Source organism: Streptomyces zingiberis (assembly GCF_012034935.1).
Lineage (GTDB): Bacteria > Actinomycetota > Actinomycetes > Streptomycetales > Streptomycetaceae > Streptomyces > Streptomyces zingiberis.
Genome location: NZ_JAATEN010000001.1, coordinates 477,803 through 493,757, shown reverse-complemented (window position 1 = coordinate 493,757; position 15,955 = coordinate 477,803). Strand labels below are relative to the sequence as shown.

At 74.5% G+C, this 15,955-nt stretch carries 11 protein-coding genes and 1 pseudogene; 5 read left to right on the top strand and 7 right to left on the bottom strand.

Features of this window, described 5'->3' with window-relative positions; genetic code table 11:
- Nucleotides 1-30: 30 nt before the first annotated feature.
- The 3 genes from HCK00_RS02180 to HCK00_RS02170 form a co-directional block, all read right to left on the bottom strand.
- The gene (locus tag HCK00_RS02180) at nt 31-1,656 is read right to left on the bottom strand and encodes a polyamine aminopropyltransferase (protein WP_168100030.1); all 1,626 of its coding nucleotides are present in this window, start codon (nt 1,654-1,656) and stop codon (nt 31-33) included.
- 108 nt (nt 1,657-1,764) lie between these two features.
- Nucleotides 1,765-2,283 carry a DUF2617 family protein gene (locus tag HCK00_RS02175; RefSeq protein ID WP_168099967.1) on the bottom strand — a complete coding sequence of 173 codons (519 nt, stop codon included), beginning with the start codon at nt 2,281-2,283 and terminating at the stop codon, nt 1,765-1,767.
- 462 nt (nt 2,284-2,745) lie between these two features.
- On the bottom strand, nt 2,746-3,024 hold the full coding sequence (locus HCK00_RS02170; protein ID WP_168099966.1) for a hypothetical protein: 279 nt from the start codon (nt 3,022-3,024) through the stop codon (nt 2,746-2,748).
- A gap of 980 nt (nt 3,025-4,004) precedes the next feature.
- Between HCK00_RS02170 and HCK00_RS02165 the strand changes: the two genes are divergently transcribed.
- On the top strand, nt 4,005-5,504 hold the full coding sequence (locus HCK00_RS02165; protein ID WP_240965151.1) for a cation:proton antiporter: 1,500 nt from the start codon (nt 4,005-4,007) through the stop codon (nt 5,502-5,504).
- Nucleotides 5,505-5,782: 278 nt separating this feature from the next.
- Nucleotides 5,783-6,950: pseudogene (locus HCK00_RS02160) on the top strand (pyridoxal phosphate-dependent aminotransferase).
- Between the two features lie 195 nt (nt 6,951-7,145).
- On the opposite strand, the gene HCK00_RS02155 reads toward HCK00_RS02160, so the two are convergent.
- Both HCK00_RS02155 and HCK00_RS02150 read right to left on the bottom strand, forming a co-directional pair.
- Complete coding sequence (locus tag HCK00_RS02155) at nt 7,146-7,688, bottom strand: type III secretion system chaperone family protein (RefSeq protein ID WP_168099965.1); 543 nt, start codon at nt 7,686-7,688, stop codon at nt 7,146-7,148.
- Between the two features lie 367 nt (nt 7,689-8,055).
- Nucleotides 8,056-10,770: an ATP-dependent Clp protease ATP-binding subunit gene (locus tag HCK00_RS02150; RefSeq protein ID WP_168099964.1), complete on the bottom strand. Its 2,715-nt coding sequence runs from the start codon at nt 10,768-10,770 to the stop codon at nt 8,056-8,058.
- A gap of 277 nt (nt 10,771-11,047) precedes the next feature.
- Between HCK00_RS02150 and HCK00_RS02145 the strand changes: the two genes are divergently transcribed.
- Both HCK00_RS02145 and HCK00_RS02140 read left to right on the top strand, forming a co-directional pair.
- Entirely contained in the window at nt 11,048-12,337 is a 1,290-nt protein-coding gene (locus HCK00_RS02145) for an MFS transporter (protein ID WP_206319759.1), read from the top strand.
- An 83-nt stretch (nt 12,338-12,420) separates the two neighbouring features.
- Entirely contained in the window at nt 12,421-12,825 is a 405-nt protein-coding gene (locus HCK00_RS02140; RefSeq protein WP_168099963.1) for a pyridoxamine 5'-phosphate oxidase family protein, read from the top strand.
- Nucleotides 12,826-12,886: 61 nt separating this feature from the next.
- On the opposite strand, the gene HCK00_RS02135 is transcribed toward HCK00_RS02140, so the two are convergent.
- Nucleotides 12,887-13,522, bottom strand: a complete 636-nt coding sequence (locus HCK00_RS02135) for a Uma2 family endonuclease (protein WP_168099962.1) — start codon at nt 13,520-13,522, stop codon at nt 12,887-12,889.
- Nucleotides 13,523-13,880: 358 nt separating this feature from the next.
- On the opposite strand from HCK00_RS02135, the gene hemC reads away from it, so the two are divergent.
- Entirely contained in the window at nt 13,881-14,816 is a 936-nt protein-coding gene (gene hemC / locus HCK00_RS02130; protein WP_168099961.1) for a hydroxymethylbilane synthase, read from the top strand.
- Nucleotides 14,817-15,040: 224 nt separating this feature from the next.
- On the opposite strand, the gene HCK00_RS02125 is transcribed toward hemC, so the two are convergent.
- Entirely contained in the window at nt 15,041-15,388 is a 348-nt protein-coding gene (locus HCK00_RS02125; RefSeq protein WP_168099960.1) for a YkvA family protein, read from the bottom strand.
- Between the last annotated feature and the right edge of the window lie 567 nt (nt 15,389-15,955).

The following is a 15,955-nucleotide window of genomic DNA, read 5'->3' as shown; positions in this document are numbered from 1 at the left end:
CGTTCCGGCGCGCGCACCCCGCGGCGGGCCTCAATACCGGGGGTGGACCAGCGTCGACGGCGGCAGCCCACGGATCCGCGTGGCCTCGGCGGCGCGCGCCCCGGACCGCAGTTCCGCCGCCGCCGGCCCGGCCCCCGCGGGGCCGCCCACGGCGGGCCGGGGCGGCCCGGGCCCCCGGGCGGCGAGGACGAACCCGTGGTTCCGCCCGGCACCGGCGCCCGGCCGGTCCGTACCGCCCGCCCGGGCGCCGGTGCCGGGCTCCGGCCGGTCGCCGCCCAGCGCGTACGGCGCGGTGCGGAACCCGGCCGCGCGGAGGGTCGCCTCCACCGTCCAGTAACTCCGCGGGTCCGTGCCCGGGGAGGCGGCGTGCACCGCCAGCCGCCCGCCCGGGGCCAGCACGCGCCGCGCGAGGCCGTAGAACTCCTGTGAGTACAGCTTGGTGCTGGAGGTGAGACCGGGATCGGGGAGGTCGGAGACGATCAGGTCGTAGCGGTCGCCCCGGTTCGCGCCCTCCCGCAGCCGGGCGAAGGCGTCGCCGCCGGTGACCCGCACCCGCGGATCGTTCAGCGCGCCCGCGTTGAGCCGGGTGAGGCCCGGGTCCTCGCGGCCCAGCCGCAGCAGTCCGGGTTCGGCGGCGAGGACGGTCACGGACCGCACCCCCGGATGGCGCAGCACCTCGCGGGCGGCGAGCCCGTCGCCCCCGCCGAGCAGCAGCACGCGCGCCGGGGTACGGGACGGCGCCGGGTGGACGAGGGCCGCGTGGTAGCGGTACGCGCCGTCTCCGCCGTATCTCAGCCGGCCGTCGACGTAGAGGGCGGGCGGACCGCCGTCCCCGGGCCGGCCCGTACCGCCCGTGAGGACGACCTCCTGGTGGTCCGTCACCACCGCGACCCGTACGTCCTCCCCGTAGACGGCCCGTCGCGCGGCCTCCTCGAAGGCCGGGACGAAGAGCGTTCCGGCGGCGAGCACCCCGAGGGCCACGCCGTGCGCCGCGACCAGCGCCCACCGGGCGCGCCGGGTCAGGTCGCGGCCGAAGAGCCAGAGCACCAGGGCCCCGCCCGCGGCGGCGTTCACCGCGCCGGTCAGCAGCGCGCCGCTCACCTGCCCGAGCAGCGGCAGCAGCAGGAACGGGAAGGCGAGTCCGCCGACCAGCGCGCCGATGTAGTCCGCCGCGAACAGGTCGGCGACCGCGCCGCCCGCGTCCTGCCGCCTGACCCGCTGGATGAGGGTCATCAGCAGCGGCACCTCGGCGCCGATGAGCACGCCGATGACCGTGGCGAAGACGACGAGCGGCGCACGGGAGTCGCCCAGCCAGGCGAAGCAGGCGTAGAGCGCGGCGGCCGAGCAGCCGCCCACGAGCGCCAGCGCCGCCTCCAGCAGTCCGAAGGCCATCGCGGCCCGCCGCCGCAACCGCTTGGCCAGCAGCGATCCGGCTCCCATCGCGGAGACCATCACGGAGAGCACCACGGACGCCTGGGTGACGGACTCCCCGAACAGGAACGAGGCCAGGGCCACCAGTTCGAGTTCGTAGACGAGCCCGCAGGCGGCGCAGACGAAGACCGCGGCGAGCACCAGCAGCCGCCCCAGTCCGGCCGGCACGGGCAGATGGGCCGGGGCCGGGGCGCGGGGTCCGCCCGGCGCGGCGACGCGGGTCAGCAGCCGTGACTCAGAAGAATCGATCACGCACGGAACGCTACGGGAGTCGCCTGTGCGACTCTGTCACCCACAAGGGTGGACCGGGGACATGGGGGGCGCCGGGGCGCGTCAGAGGGACGCCATCGTGCGGACGCCTATCTGGGTGCGGGTGGTGACCAGCGCGCCCTCCTGGGGGTAGGAGTGCCAGGTGCGCCACCGCACCCGCCCCTCGCATCTCTGGACCAGCATCGCCGTGAAGGCGTGCGGATCCCCGGGGAAGACGCCGGCCAGACCGTTCGGATGGTCGGCCACCAGGGCCAGCAGTTCCTGCGCCCGCCCGGCGAACGAGCCGCGGGAGAGCGTCTCGACGCGCGCCGCAAACTCGTACTCCCAGCCGCCTATGGACTCCGCGGCGCCGAGGGGGAGCGGTGTACTGCTGCCGGGTATGCAGGCCACCGTCTCCGAACAGCGGCTCTCCCCCTCCTTGATGATCACTTGATGCGAGGCTCCGAGCAGGCGCAACTGCACGTCCGCCGCGCCCATGCGCAGGTCGAGCACGGCGAGCGCGGGCAGCGCCTCCTTGCCGAGACACCAGGCGAGGTCGGTCGCGCGAGTATCGGAGTAAGCGGTTTCCAAAGTGGTGAGCATGGGTCGGCTCCGCAAGCACGCAAGAGGTGGTGGGCCGGCCCGCCGCACAGGAGGACACGGAAAGTCACTCGTCGGCCTGGGCCCACATGGGGTGTTCCGATGCATACGGAATCATGGACCACACCCCGCTCACTGCGTTTTTACCCATCTTCGGCTGATTTCCATGCCCCCGGGGGTTGCACGGTTCAGGTGTTCAAAAACCGTGCGATAAACAGATGTTGTCCGTGGTACCGGCGCCGGACGAGTCCATATGGGGCCGCCGCAGGACACCCACCCCCGGCACGGCGGTGACCCGTCCCGCAGGCACGGGCACGGCGGGCACGCCGGGCACGCCGGGCACGACAGTGGCGCCGACCGCCCCGTGCCGGTCGGCGCCACTCCCCCCGTCCCCCCTCGGTCCGTACTCCCGGTTACGCGGATCCGGGCGGCCCCCAGGCCTCCCCCGTGCCGTCGGCCGGAGCCTCAGTTGCCCCCGCCGCCTCCGCACCCCCCGCCGCCTCCGCAGGAGGAGCCACCGGACGAACCGCCGCCGTCCCCGGCGGATCCACTGTCACCGCCGGCCCACCAGCTGCCGCCGGCATCGCTGTTGCTGTCGCCGCTGCCGCCGTCGGCGCCGTCACCGCCCCGGCCGACGCGCCGCTTCCCCCGTGTGTTCTCCTTGGTGCGCCCCTTGCCCGACCGTGCTCCCGCGAACACGGCCACCAGCAAGGCGAGCATCAACACCAGCACCACGATCCCCATCGGTTCCGTCCCCCTCTCGTCCCCGAAGCGAGCCCCCGCTCCGCTGTGCGGGGGAGATGCCCGTCCCGTCCGGCGGCGAAAACGGAGTTGAGGAAGTCCAGAGGTTCTCCGGGCGCACGCCGTTCCGGCGGATCCGGAGGCCTCCTGGCCCGCGCGGACCGGCCCCACGGACCGGCGCCCGGAAGGTGGTCCACGAGCCCCGCGGCAGGCTTCGGCGCACGGTAACGCGGCCGTCCGCCGGAGGGCGTACGCGAGGGGCGGACGGGGGCACGCGGCAGACCCGCCCCGAGTGGGGGCGCGGAACGGCGGCCGTCCGCCGGGGCGTTCGCGCGGCGCGTGAGGGTCGCCCGACGGCCGAAATGGGTGTCACCACCGATGGCGGCCCCCGGGCCCCCGCGCGATCATGGAACAGGCACCGTGCCGGCGTGGCCCGGGACACGGCGCCCGCCGGCGTAGGACCGCCGCAGCGATCCCGGCGAGAGCCGCCGGCCGCCCGCTCGGGGGGCGGACGACGCGCACCACACCGCGCTCGCGGTCCGGGGCGGCGGCGTGCCGGAGCCGGCGCCAGCCCGTCGGTCCGGGCGCCGCCGGACCGTCTCACCGGCGGCCCCCGGACCGGCGCCGAGCACCACCGGCCCCTCGCCGCGCCGTCCGCCGGACGCGGTGCGGGCGGCCCGGCCGGCTCCCCGCGAGAGCCGGCCCCTGGGGCCCCGCGCCCCGCGGCACCGTCGCCGCCCACCGGACAGACCCCGCTGTCGCCGGCCGTCCCCAGGCCGGCGAGGGCGTGGGCTGCCCCGGTCCCGCCCTGGTCATGTCCCGGCGAGGCTCCGCGACGGCGGAGCGCCCCGCGAACGAAGGAGGACACATCCGCCCGCCTCAGCCACCACAACGCCGACTCCCGTCCCCGTCGCCCCTGCCGTCCCGCCCGTCCCGGCCGGCCGCCCGGCCGTGCCCGCGTCCCGTGCCGGCGGAGGTGACCCATGGGGCACGCTGACACGCTGCTCGCCATGGGCGGCGCGTTCCTGGCCGCGGCGTTCCTCGCCCGTCTCGGCGGCCGGATCGGGCTGCCGACGATCCCCCTCTTCATGCTCGCCGGCATCCTGCTCGGGCCGCACACCCCCGGCCTGGTGCTCGTCGAGGACCCCCACGACTTCGAGATGCTCTCCGCTCTCGGTCTGGTGCTGCTCCTGTTCTACCTGGGCCTGGAGTTCCACCTCGACGATCTGCGCGAGGGCGGCCGACGGCTGGCCACCGCGGGCGGCATCTACCTGCTGCTGAACGTCGGAGCGGGGCTCGCCTTCGGGTTCGCCCTGGGCTGGGGCGTGCGGGAGGCGCTGGTCCTCGCCGGGGTGCTGGGCATCTCGTCCTCGGCGATCGTCACCAAGATCCTGATCGACCTGGGCCGGATCGGGCATCCGGAGACCCGGCTGATCCTGGGCGTCATCGTGGTCGAGGACATCTTCCTCGCGCTGTACCTCGCCGGCCTCCAGCCCGTGATCAGCGGTGCCCAGGAGGCCTCGGAATTCATCCTCCAGGGCGGCAAGGCGTTCGGCTTCCTGCTGGTGCTGGCCGCCACGGCGCGCTACGGCACCCGGCTGATCGGCCGTCTGATCGCCGTACGCGACAACGAACTGCTGGTGATCAGCTTCCTCGGGGCGGCCGTCTTCGTGGCCGGCGTCTCCGAGGTCCTCGGGGTCGCCGACGCCATCGGCGCGTTCATGGTCGGGCTGGTCCTGGCCGGCACACCCACCGGGCCGCGCATCCGCAAACTCGTGCACCCGCTGCGCGACGCCTTCGCGGCGATCTTCTTCTTCGCCTTCGGGCTCTCGATCGACCCCGGGGACATCGCGTCCGTCGCCGTCCCGGTCACGGTCGCCACGGTGCTCACCCTCGCCATGAACGTCGCCGCCGGGCTCTTCGTCGCCCGGCTCTACCGCTACGGTCTCGCGCCCGCCTCCCGGATCGCCACCACCCTGCTGGCCCGCGGCGAGTTCGCGCTGATCCTGGCGGCCATGGCGGCCGGCGCGGGCCTGGACGCCCGGCTCTCGCCGTTCATCGCCGGGTACGTCCTGGTGCTCGCGGTGCTCGGGCCGATCGTGGCCGCACGCTCCGACCTGCTGGAACGCGCCCTGCTCGGCGTGGAGAAGCGGCTTCCCGGCCGCCGGGGCGGTCCCGACGGCCCTGACGGCCCTGGCGGCCCCGAGGACCTGGATCGCCCTGACGGTCCTGACGGCGGAGAGGGCGGTACCGCCACCGGACGCGCCGGGGCGGGGGACGGCGGCCCCGACCTCCCGGAGGGCCCCGCCGGCACGGAGCCGGATCGTTCCGCCGCCCACGGCACCGGCCACGCGCCGGAACACGCCACCGCCGAGCGGGCCGTCCACGGGAACGGCGGCGGCCGGCCCGCGGCGCACGGGAACGGCGGCCCGTCCGCCGGCGCGGGGACTCCGCCGCCCCACCCCGCCGACGTGGAGCGGTAACCCGGGCGGGAGCGGCCGGGCCCGGGCGGCCCCGGCCCGGCCGCTCCCGCCCGGGTCCGGCTCCCTCCACCCCAGCTCCGCCGCCCGGTCAACGGCGACCGGGCGGCGGTCCCGTCCCCGCTCCCGGCCGGCCCCGCTCGCGGCGCGGAGCCGGCGCCCGGGCGCCCCGCGGGGAGCGCGACCGCGGCAAGCCGCCCGCCCAGGGTGACCTCGCGCCCCGCCGTCGGTCAGGATGGCCACCGGCAGATCCACGGGCGTCGACGCGAGGACGGTGGGACATGAGCGGCAGGCCGCTGCTGAACCGCAGGCTGGACGGGCACGGCACGACGATCTTCGCGGAGATGTCCGCGCTGGCGGTGCGGACCGGGGCGATCAACCTGGGCCAGGGCTTCCCCGACACGGACGGCCCCGAGGAGGTCCGCGAAGCGGCGGTCCGGGCGCTGCGCGAGGGGCGCGGCAACCAGTACCCGCCCGGCCCCGGCGTCCCCGAGCTGCGGTCGGCGATCGCCGACCACCAACGCCGCTTCTACGGACTGGAGTTCGATCCGGAGACGGAGGTCCTCGTCACCGCGGGCGCCACCGAGGCCATCGCCGCGTCACTGCTGGCCCTCCTGGAACCGGGCGACGAGGTCATCGCGTTCGAGCCCTTCTACGACTCCTACGCCGCGTGCATCGCCATGGCCGGCGCCGTCCGCGTCCCCCTCACCCTCCGCGCCCCCGGCTTCCGCCCGGACCTCGACGCGCTGCGGGACGCCGTCACCCCCCCGCACCCGGCTGCTGCTCCTCAACTCGCCGCACAACCCGACGGGCACGGTGCTCACCCGCGAGGAGCTGACCGCCATCGCGGAACTGGCCGTGGAACGCGATCTGCTGGTGGTCACCGACGAGGTCTACGAGCATCTCGTCTTCGAGGGCGAGCACCTGCCGCTGATCTCCCTGCCCGGGATGCGCGAACGCACGGTGTCGATCTCGTCCAGCGGCAAGACGTTCTCGTTCACGGGCTGGAAGGTCGGCTGGGTGACGGCGTCCGCCCCGCTGGTCACGGCCGTGCGCACGGCGAAGCAGTATCTGACCTATGTGAGCGCCGGCCCCTTCCAGTACGCCGTCGCGGAGGCGCTCCGCCTGCCCGGCCCGTACTTCACCGCCTTCCGCGAGGACCTGCGGGCCAAGCGGGACCTGCTGGCCGCGGGGCTCCGGGACGCCGGTTTCGCGGTGTACCGCCCCCAGGGCACCTACTTCATCACCACCGATGTGGCGCCGCTCGGCGAGAAGGACGGCTTCGCGTTCTGCCGCGCGCTGCCGGAACGCCGCGGTGTGGTCGCCGTGCCCAACGCCGTCTTCTACGACGATCCCGACGCCGGCCGGACCCAGGTGCGCTTCGCCTTCTGCAAGAAGGAGCAGGTGCTGCGCGAGGCCGTGGACCGGCTGCGCGGCGACGCGGACTGAGCGGGCCGGCCGGGGGCGCGGTCCTGCCGCCCGTCCGGTCCCGGCGGCGCCGCGGGCCGGAGCCCGGGCGGCCGGGAGACGGCGGAGCCCGGAGGGCCGGGAGACGGCGGGGTCCGGCCGCGCGGTGAGGCGCGGCCGGACCCGGCCGGCCCCGGCTGCCTGGCCGGCCCTGACTGCCCTGGCCGGCGGGCCGATTCAGTTCTCGCCGTCGTCCTTCTTCTCCGGGTCGGCGGACTCCACCTCGGCCTCCAGGCCGAGCTGCTCGACGAGCCACTTGTCGAACTCGATGGAGGCCCGGACCCAGCTGACCGTGGAGGACACGAAGTGCTCCAGGGCGACACCGACGCCGATCAGCATCTGCGCCTCACCGATGAGGCGGACGGTGCCGTCGTCGTTGGTGTGGGTGTAGACCTTCGGCCACAGGGTGCGGCGGTTCCAGTCGTCGATCGCCTCCATCAGCTGCTGCTTGGACTCGATCGGGTGCGGCCGGTCGTAGAAGGTGCGGACGGAGAAGACCTGCTGCTCCTCCTCGCCCCGGAACATGAAGTACGTCCGGAACTGCTCCCACGGGGCGGCGAGGTCACCCTCGTCGTCGACGACGTACTTCAGCTCCATCTGATCCAGGAGCTGCTTGACCAGGTCCTGATCGGGCACCACCGGACCGGGCGGCGGCCCCGCCGGCTGCTGTTCGGGCTGCTGGCCCCCGAAATTCGGAATCGAGGACGGGTCGATGCTCACCGTGGACTTCCCTTCTGTGGATACCCGGCCATCCTCCCCCATGGCGGGCGGGGGCTGGCAAGCCCGGTCGCCCACGGTGGGCCCGGCGTGTCAGCCCCGGCGCCCGGAGGCCGCGCACCGGGCCGCGCGGAGGCCGCGCACCGGACTGCCCGGAGGCCGCGCACCCCGCCGCCCGGCGGGGAACCCCCGGCCGCGCGCCCGGTACGGGGCCGCCGGGGGCCGGGCGGGACGCACGGGTACGCGGGGGCGCCCGGGGAGCACCCCCGCGTGACGGGCCGGGCACGCGGCCGGGCGGCCCGCCGTCAGGCGCCGGTCACGGGGTTCCGGTGCCGCCGCCCGGCCCGGCCGTACCGCGCGGCCGCCCCGCTCAGGCCGCCGCCACCGTGAGGCCGCGGCCGTCGGCGGCGAGATCCACCCGCACGGTGTCACCGTCGCGGACGCCGCCCGCGAGGATCTCCCGGGCGAGCTGGTCGCCGATCGCCGTCTGGACCAGCCGGCGCAGCGGCCGGGCGCCGTAACTGAGGTCGGGCCCGGCCTCCGCGCCCGCGGTCTCGCCGGCCCCCGCGCCGGCCGCCGTCTTCGGCTCGTGCCCCAGCCGGGAGAGCCACTCCAGCGCCGCGTCGCTGACGTCCAGGACGAGCCGGCGACCCGCCAGCCGCTGCTGGAGGTGGTCGATCTGGAGCTGGGCGATCCGCTTGAGCTGGCCGGTGCCGAGAGCGTGGAAGACGACCAGGTCGTCCAGGCGGTTGAGGAACTCCGGGCGGAAGGAGGAGCGCACGGTCTCCAGCACCCGCTGCCGCTTCTCCTCCTCGCCGATCGCCGGGTCCACCAGATAGTGGGAACCCAGGTTGGAGGTGAGGATGAGGATGGTGTTGCGGAAGTCCACCGTCCGGCCCTGGCCGTCGGTGAGCCGGCCGTCGTCCAGCACCTGGAGCAGGATGTCGAAGACCTCGTGGTGGGCCTTCTCCACCTCGTCCAGCAGCACCACGCTGTACGGACGGCGCCGCACCGCCTCGGTGAGCTGCCCGCCCTCCTCGTAGCCGACGTATCCGGGCGGCGCGCCGACGAGCCGGGACACCGAGTGCTTCTCCGAGTACTCGCTCATGTCGATGCGGACCATGGCGCGTTCGTCGTCGAACAGGAAGTCGGCGAGCGTCTTGGCCAGTTCGGTCTTGCCGACGCCGGTGGGGCCGAGGAAGAGGAACGAGCCGGTGGGCCGGTCCGGGTCGGAGATCCCGGCCCGGGTGCGGCGCACGGCGTCGGAGACGGCGCGGACCGCCTCCCGCTGGCCGATCAGCCGCCGGCCCAGCTCCTCCTCCATCCGCAGCAGCTTCTCCGTCTCGCCCTCCAGCAGCCGTCCGGCGGGGATGCCCGTCCACGCGGCGACGACCCCGGCGATGTCGTCCGGGCCGACCTCCTCGCCGACCATGCTGCCGTCACCGAGTTCCTTCTGCGCCCGCGCGGCCTCCTCCAGCTCCTTGCGGGTCTGCGGGATGACCTCGGAACGGAGCCGCCCGGGGGTGACCCAGTCACCCGTCTCGGGGGCCTTGCGCTCGGCCAGTTCCAGTTCGGTCTCCAGCTCGTCCAGCCGCTTCTTCAGCTCGCCGACGCGGGTGTGGATGGCCTTCTCGCTGTCCCAGCGGGCCCGCAGGGCGCGCAGCTTCTCCTCCTTCTCCGCCCGCTGCCTGCGGAGGGTCTCCAGCCGCTCGCGGGCGTCGGGGGAGAGGTCCTTCTCGCGGTCCTGCTTCTTGAGGAACTTCCGCCGGTCGTCGCCCACCTCGGTGGCGAGCAGCGACTCCTCCTCCATCGTCTGCCGGTCCACGGCGCGCTGCAGTTCGTCGATCTCCACGGGCGAGGAGTCGATCTCCATCTGGAGCCGGGAGGCCGCCTCGTCCACCAGGTCGATCGCCTTGTCCGGCAGGAAACGCGAGGTGATGTAGCGGTCGGAGAGCGTGGCGGCGGCGACGAGCGCGGAGTCCGCGATCTGCACGCCGTGGTGCGCCTCGTAGCGCCCCTTGAGGCCGCGGAGGATCGCGACCGTGTCCTGCACGGTGGGCTCCGCCACCAGCACCTGCTGGAAGCGGCGCTCCAGGGCCGGGTCCTTCTCGATGCGCTCGCGGTACTCGTCGAGCGTCGTCGCGCCGACCATCCGCAGTTCACCGCGGGCCAGCATCGGCTTGAGCATGTTGCCCGCGTCCATCGCCGAGTCACCGCCGGCGCCCGCTCCGACGACGGTGTGCAGTTCGTCGATGAAGGTGATGACCCGGCCCTCGCTCTCCTTGATCTCGGAGAGGACGGTCTTCAGCCGCTCCTCGAACTCACCGCGGTACTTCGCGCCCGCCAGCATCGCGCCGATGTCGAGGGCCACCAGCCGCTTGTCCTTCAGCGACTCCGGGACGTCCCCCTTGACGATGCGCTGTGCGAGCCCCTCCACGACGGCCGTCTTGCCGACGCCGGGCTCGCCGATGAGGACCGGGTTGTTCTTCGTACGGCGGGAGAGCACCTGGACGACGCGGCGGATCTCGGCGTCACGACCGATCACCGGGTCGAGCTTGCCTTCGCGGGCGATGGCCGTGAAGTCCGTGCCGAACTTCTCCAGGGCCTTGTAGGTGCCCTCCGGGTCGGGCGTGGTCACGCGTCGTCCTCCGCGGTTGTTCTGGAAGGCGTCGAGCAGCTTCTCCGCGCTCGCGCCCTGCTGGGCGAGGAGCTCACCGGTCCGGCCGCCCTTGGCGGCGAGGCCGATCAGCAGATGCTCGGTGGAGATGTAGGCGTCGCCCAGCTCCTCGGCCCGCCGGGACGCCTCGGACGCGACGGCGAGCAGCTCCCGGTCGGGCTGGGGCGGGGCGACGGTGGAGCCCTGTACGGCGGGCAGCGCGCCGAGCAGCCGCTCGGCACCGGAGCGCAGGGCCGCCTGGTCGGCCTCGACGGCGGCCAGCAGATCCTGAAGGTTCTCGTTCTCCTGCCCTTCGAGCAGGGCCAGCAGCAGATGGACGGGCGTGATGTCGGGATGGCCGGCGGCGACGGCGCGCCGGCCGGCCGCGCCGATCGCTTCCTGGCTCCTGTTGGTCAGCTCGGCATCCACGGTGACCTCTGCTCCTCTCGCTGCGGACTCCTGCTGCGACTCCCATTCCGGCGGCCGGGCAGGGCCGCCGGACTGAACTAACTTGAGTCTACTCCACTCAACCTGTGAGCGGGCATCCGGCCGTGACCCGGACGGCGGCCGGGAGCACCGCCCACCGCCCCCGGGGAACGCGCGGGTGCAGGGCAGCCGGGGCAGCCGGGAAATGGTGGTGCGCGGCCCCGCCGGCGGGCGCTACGGTCGGGCGGCCCGCCCCCGCCCCCACCGGAACCGGTGCCGCATGACCAGTCTCTCCCCCTCCACCGACGAGCGGACCGGCCGGGAGGGCCGGGGCCGGGGCGGGGCCGTGCTCATCGCGGCGCTGGTCGTCGACTCCGTCGGCAACGGGCTGTTCCTGCCGCTCTCCCTCGTGTACTTCCTGCGCCTCACCGACCTCGCGATCGGCCCGCTCGGGGTCCTGATCAGCGCGGCCACCGTCGTCACCCTGCCGGTACCCGTCTGGGCCGGGCTGCTGGCGGACCGTTTCGGCGCCCTGCCGGTCGTCGTCGCGTCGCAACTGCTGCACGCCGTCGGTTATCTGGGCTACAGCCGGGCCGGCGGGCCGGTGGCCGTGTTCGTGGCGGTGGCGCTGGTCGCGAGCGGGGTCCGGTTCTTCTGGTCGGCCATCTTCACCGCGATCGCCGACTACGCCGACAGCAGCCGCTCCGCGCTGACCAAGGAGACCTGGTACAGCTGGGCCAACATGGCCCGGACGGCCGGGCTCGGGGTGGGCGGGCTCATCACCGGAGTGGTCGTCGCGAACGGTTCCACGGGCGCCTACCGGGCCGTCGCGTACGGAGCGGCGGGCTGTTTCACCGCCGCCGCCCTCGTCATCGCCGTCTTCGTCCGGGCCCCCCGGCCGCGGCGGGTCGGCGGATCCGCGCCCGCCGGCTACCGCGAACTCCTGCGGGACCGTCCCTTCCTCGCGCTGACGGCCGTCAACACCGTCTTCGCGATGACCACCATGATGCTCGGCCTGGCGCTGCCGACCTTCGTGGCGGACGGTCTGCGCGGCCCGGCAGAACTCACCTCGGCCGTGCTCGTCGGCAACATGGTGCTGGTGGCGCTGTTCGCGGCGGTGGTCGCCCGGCGGCTCGCCCCCTACCGGCGCACCCGGGTGCTGGTGGTGGCTGCCGGGCTCTGGTCCGCCTGGTGTCTCGCCTACGCCGGTCTCGTCCCCGGCAGACCGTCGTGGGTGCTCCCGCTGCTGGTCGGGGCGACGCTGCTGTTCACCCTGGCCGAACTGCTGCACGCCCCCGTCTCCATGGGGCTGGCCACGGCCGTCGCGCCGCTCGCCGCCCGGGGGCGCTATCTGGCCGTCTTCCAGTACTCCTGGGCCCTCGCCGGGATCGCCGCGCCCGCCTTCTTCGCCGTCCTCTTCGAGGTCCACCGCTCGCTGCCGTGGGTGGCGCTGGCGGCGGTCAACTGCCTCGCCGCGGGCGCCGTCCTGCTGCTGGAACGGCGCCTCCCTACCTCCGTGCTGCGGGACGGGCCGCGAGGAACGGATGCGGAGGAGGGCGGGGCGGACTGAGCCGCGGGTTCCGGCCGCCCGGCACGAGCCGCCCGGGGGCGGGCGGTCACTCTCCGGTACGCACCGGGATACGCTCTGGTCCCATGGCCCACGACCTGGACGCGCTGACCCCCGAGTACCTCGGCTTCTGGCGCGAGCGCCACCTCTGCACCCTGACCACCCTCCGGCCGGACGGCGGCCCGCACGTCGTACCGGTCGGCGTGACGTTCGACGCCGGTCAGGGCGTCGCCCGGATCATCACCCGCCGGGGGAGCCAGAAGGTCCGCAACGTCCTGGCGGGCGGTCCGGAGGGCGCCCGGGTGGCGGTGTGCCAGGTCGCTCGCGCCCGGTGGGCGACGCTGGAGGGGCGCGCGGTGGTCGTCACGGAACCGGAGGCGGTGGCCGACGCGGTCCGCCGCTACGCCGAGCGTTACGAGCGGGTCCCGGGACCCAACCCGGAGCGGGTGGCCATCGAGATCACGGTGGAGCGGGCCCTGGGCCGCTGCTGAGACGGCGGAGCCGAAAACCGCTCCGAACGGTGGGCCGGACCTCCTCGGACTCCCCCGAGGCTCAGGCCGACGGCTCCCCCGTGATCTCCTCGGTGATCGCGAACCCCTTGGCGGGCCCCTCCGGGATCTCCACGGCCGTGCCATACGGCACGCGCGTCTCGGCGGCGTACACGGCCTCCTTCCGGGAGGGGGAGGTCAGCACCGTCACCGTGCCATGGCCGTCGTGGTCGTCGATCAGCACGTAGACGGGGATGCCGGCCCGGGCGTACGCCCTCCGCTTCCGCACCCGGCCCCGCTCCGTCGCGTCCCGCCCGGGCGGGACGACCTCGGCCACGAGGACGACGCTCTCGGCGGAGACGCCGATGCCGTCCTCGTCCAGCGCGGCTTCCAGATCATCCGGGCCGATGAAAACGTCCGGCATCAGGATCTTCTTGTCGTGGAGGACATTCATGTCCTGATACGCAAGCCATTCGCTGCCCTCCAGGAACTTCTCCACACGGCGGCGAAGCCGGTTGAAAACGATGCCATGACGGCTGCGGCCAGTGGGAGACACCTCGATGAACCCCTCGACGATCTCGGCATGAAAGCCCTCGGGGAGTTCCAGGGTCTTCCACGCCTGCCACAGAGCCTCGTCGAGATCGACTTCGGCGTCACACATCATGGGAGCCTCGGTCCTCTCACCAACCAGAGCGGTCATGGCGCAGCGCCTCCTCCTCAAGTGTGGGCTGAGCGGCCTTACGGCACAAGCAACGCCATCACGCTACGTAAACGGAGGTACGGAGATCCGGTTATCGACGATCGACCACCCATCCGAGTGATCCCACCCCAGGCACGGTGACCGGAGGGCGGCGAACGCGCCCGGCGTCACGCTCCGTATCGGCTCTCCGTACCGGCGCCGCGGCGGGTCTCCCGCCGGCGCTCCGCGGTGGCCCGTCCGGCGCGGCCCGCTGGTCCGGCGCGGGCGCCGGGTGCCCCGGCGCGCCCGGCCCCGCCCACCGGAGCCGGCCCGCCGGATCGCTCACCTGGCCCCCCGCCCGGCGGGCTATCGTGAAGTCATGTCCGCACCCGAGCTGATCCGTATCGTCTCCCGCGACTCCCCCATGGCGCTGGCCCAGGTGGAGCGGGTACGCGCCGAGCTGGCCGCGCTGCATCCCGGTATCCGTACCGAGGTGGTGCCGGTGAAGACGACGGGGGACAAGTGGCTGGGCGATCTGTCCCTGGTGGACGGCAAGGGAGCGTTCACCAAGGAGGTCGACGCCGCGCTGCTCGCCGGGGAGGCGGACCTCGCGGTGCACTGCGTCAAGGACATCCCGGCCGACCGGCCCCTGCCGGCGGGCACCGTCTTCGCCGCGTTCCTGAAGCGGGACGACATCCGTGACGCCCTGATCCACCCCGGCGGCCTCACCCTGGACGAGCTGCCGGCCGGCACCCGGATCGGCACCTCGTCCGTGCGGCGCGTGGCGCAGCTCGCCGCCGCGCACCCGCACCTGGAGTGCGTGCCGTTCCGCGGGAACGCCAACCGGCGGCTGGCCAAGATGGCGGCGGGGGAGGCGGACGCGCTGCTGCTGGCCGTCTCCGGCCTGGAGCGCATCGGCCGGGAGGACGTCATCAGCGAGGTGCTGTCGCCGGAGGTGATGATCCCGCCCATCGGCGCGGGGATCCTCGCCCTCCAGTGCCGGGAGGGCGACGCGGCGCTGATCGACGCGGTCAGCGGCCTCGGCCATCCGGCCACCCACCGGGAGGCCACCGCCGAACGGATGCTCCTCCACGTCCTCCAGGGGCACTGCAACAGCCCGGTCGCCGGCTACGCCCGGACGGAGCGGAACGGCGAACTGTCGCTCCGCGCGGCTGTGTTCACCCCCGACGGCAAGACGATCCTCAACGCCCACGAATGGGCGGGCCGCCTGGACCCGGCGACCCTCGGCACGGCCGTCGCCGTGGCCCTCCTCCGCCAGGGCGCCCGCGAACTGATCGACGGCATCGCGCACTGACGCGCACCGGCGCACACCCGCGCGCACTGACGCCCGGCGAAACCCCGGCCCGGACCGATGAGTCCGGGCCGGGGTGTGGTGCATCGCTGTTCAACCGCCGATGACACCGGGAGAGGGGCCGCCATGACCGGTCCCGGTGGAAGGCCACGTCAGCACGCCCGGACACTCGGGTACCACCATGGGCGCCGCACGGGCCCGCCCCCGGGAGGGACGGGCCCGGCCGTTCAGCGGCGCGCGGCGGTGTCGTGCGGTGGCCGGGACTCGACGCCGGGGAGGTCGGCCCCGGAGCCGGGAAGGGCGCCGCGGCGGTTGCCGGCGGCCTTGCCGAGCTGGTGCAGGGCCGCCATCAGCAGGCCGATGTCGTCCACGTAGATGGGGTCGGGCAGCAGGTCGACGGGGGAGACGGTGTAGAGGATCGCGCCCCAGAACAGCAGCTTCTCGCGGCGGGTCGTTCCCTCGGAGCGCAGGGTCCGGTAGGTGCGCACCAGTCTGAGGGCCAGCACCACCACGGCCGCGAAGGTGGCGACGACCACCACCGCCAGCGTGATCAGCACGATCGTCTCGGTGTCCATCGCGTCTCCCCGCCTCTCCGTGCGTCCGCGTGCATCCCCGCTTGTGCCCTGCTGCGGGCGTCCCGGGCCGGGCCCGGCAGGGCGCGCCCGCCGGGCTCTCCACCGGTATCGTCCCCGCCGCACCGGTACGGCGCCCGCCGCGACAGGCGGCCGGCCCCTCTCCACCGGATGCGCACCGTTTACCCCCGGCCCGCCCCGCCACCCCACCACCCGTCGACCCGCCGCCCGCCGGCGCCGGAGCCGGCCGGTTCGCGGCCCGTCCCCGTGTGAAGGTGTGCGGGCCACCGCGCCCGGCGGCCCGCACGCAGCGCCGCGACAGCCCCGCGCCGCGGTCCTCACCGCCCCTGGACACACCCGGGCCCGGGAAGCGCGGGACGCTCCCCGGGCCGGATACCGGATACGGGCGGGACGGCGGCCGGCCGGCGGCGGCCCCGGCCGGCGGGCACACCACGAACGGAGCGGGCGGGGGGCACGGAGCCGCGGCGGCTCGGCCGTGGGAACGGCCTGCGGGCCGGAGACGGAAGCCAGGTACCCGGCGTCACAGGCCCGGCGTCACACATCCGTGCG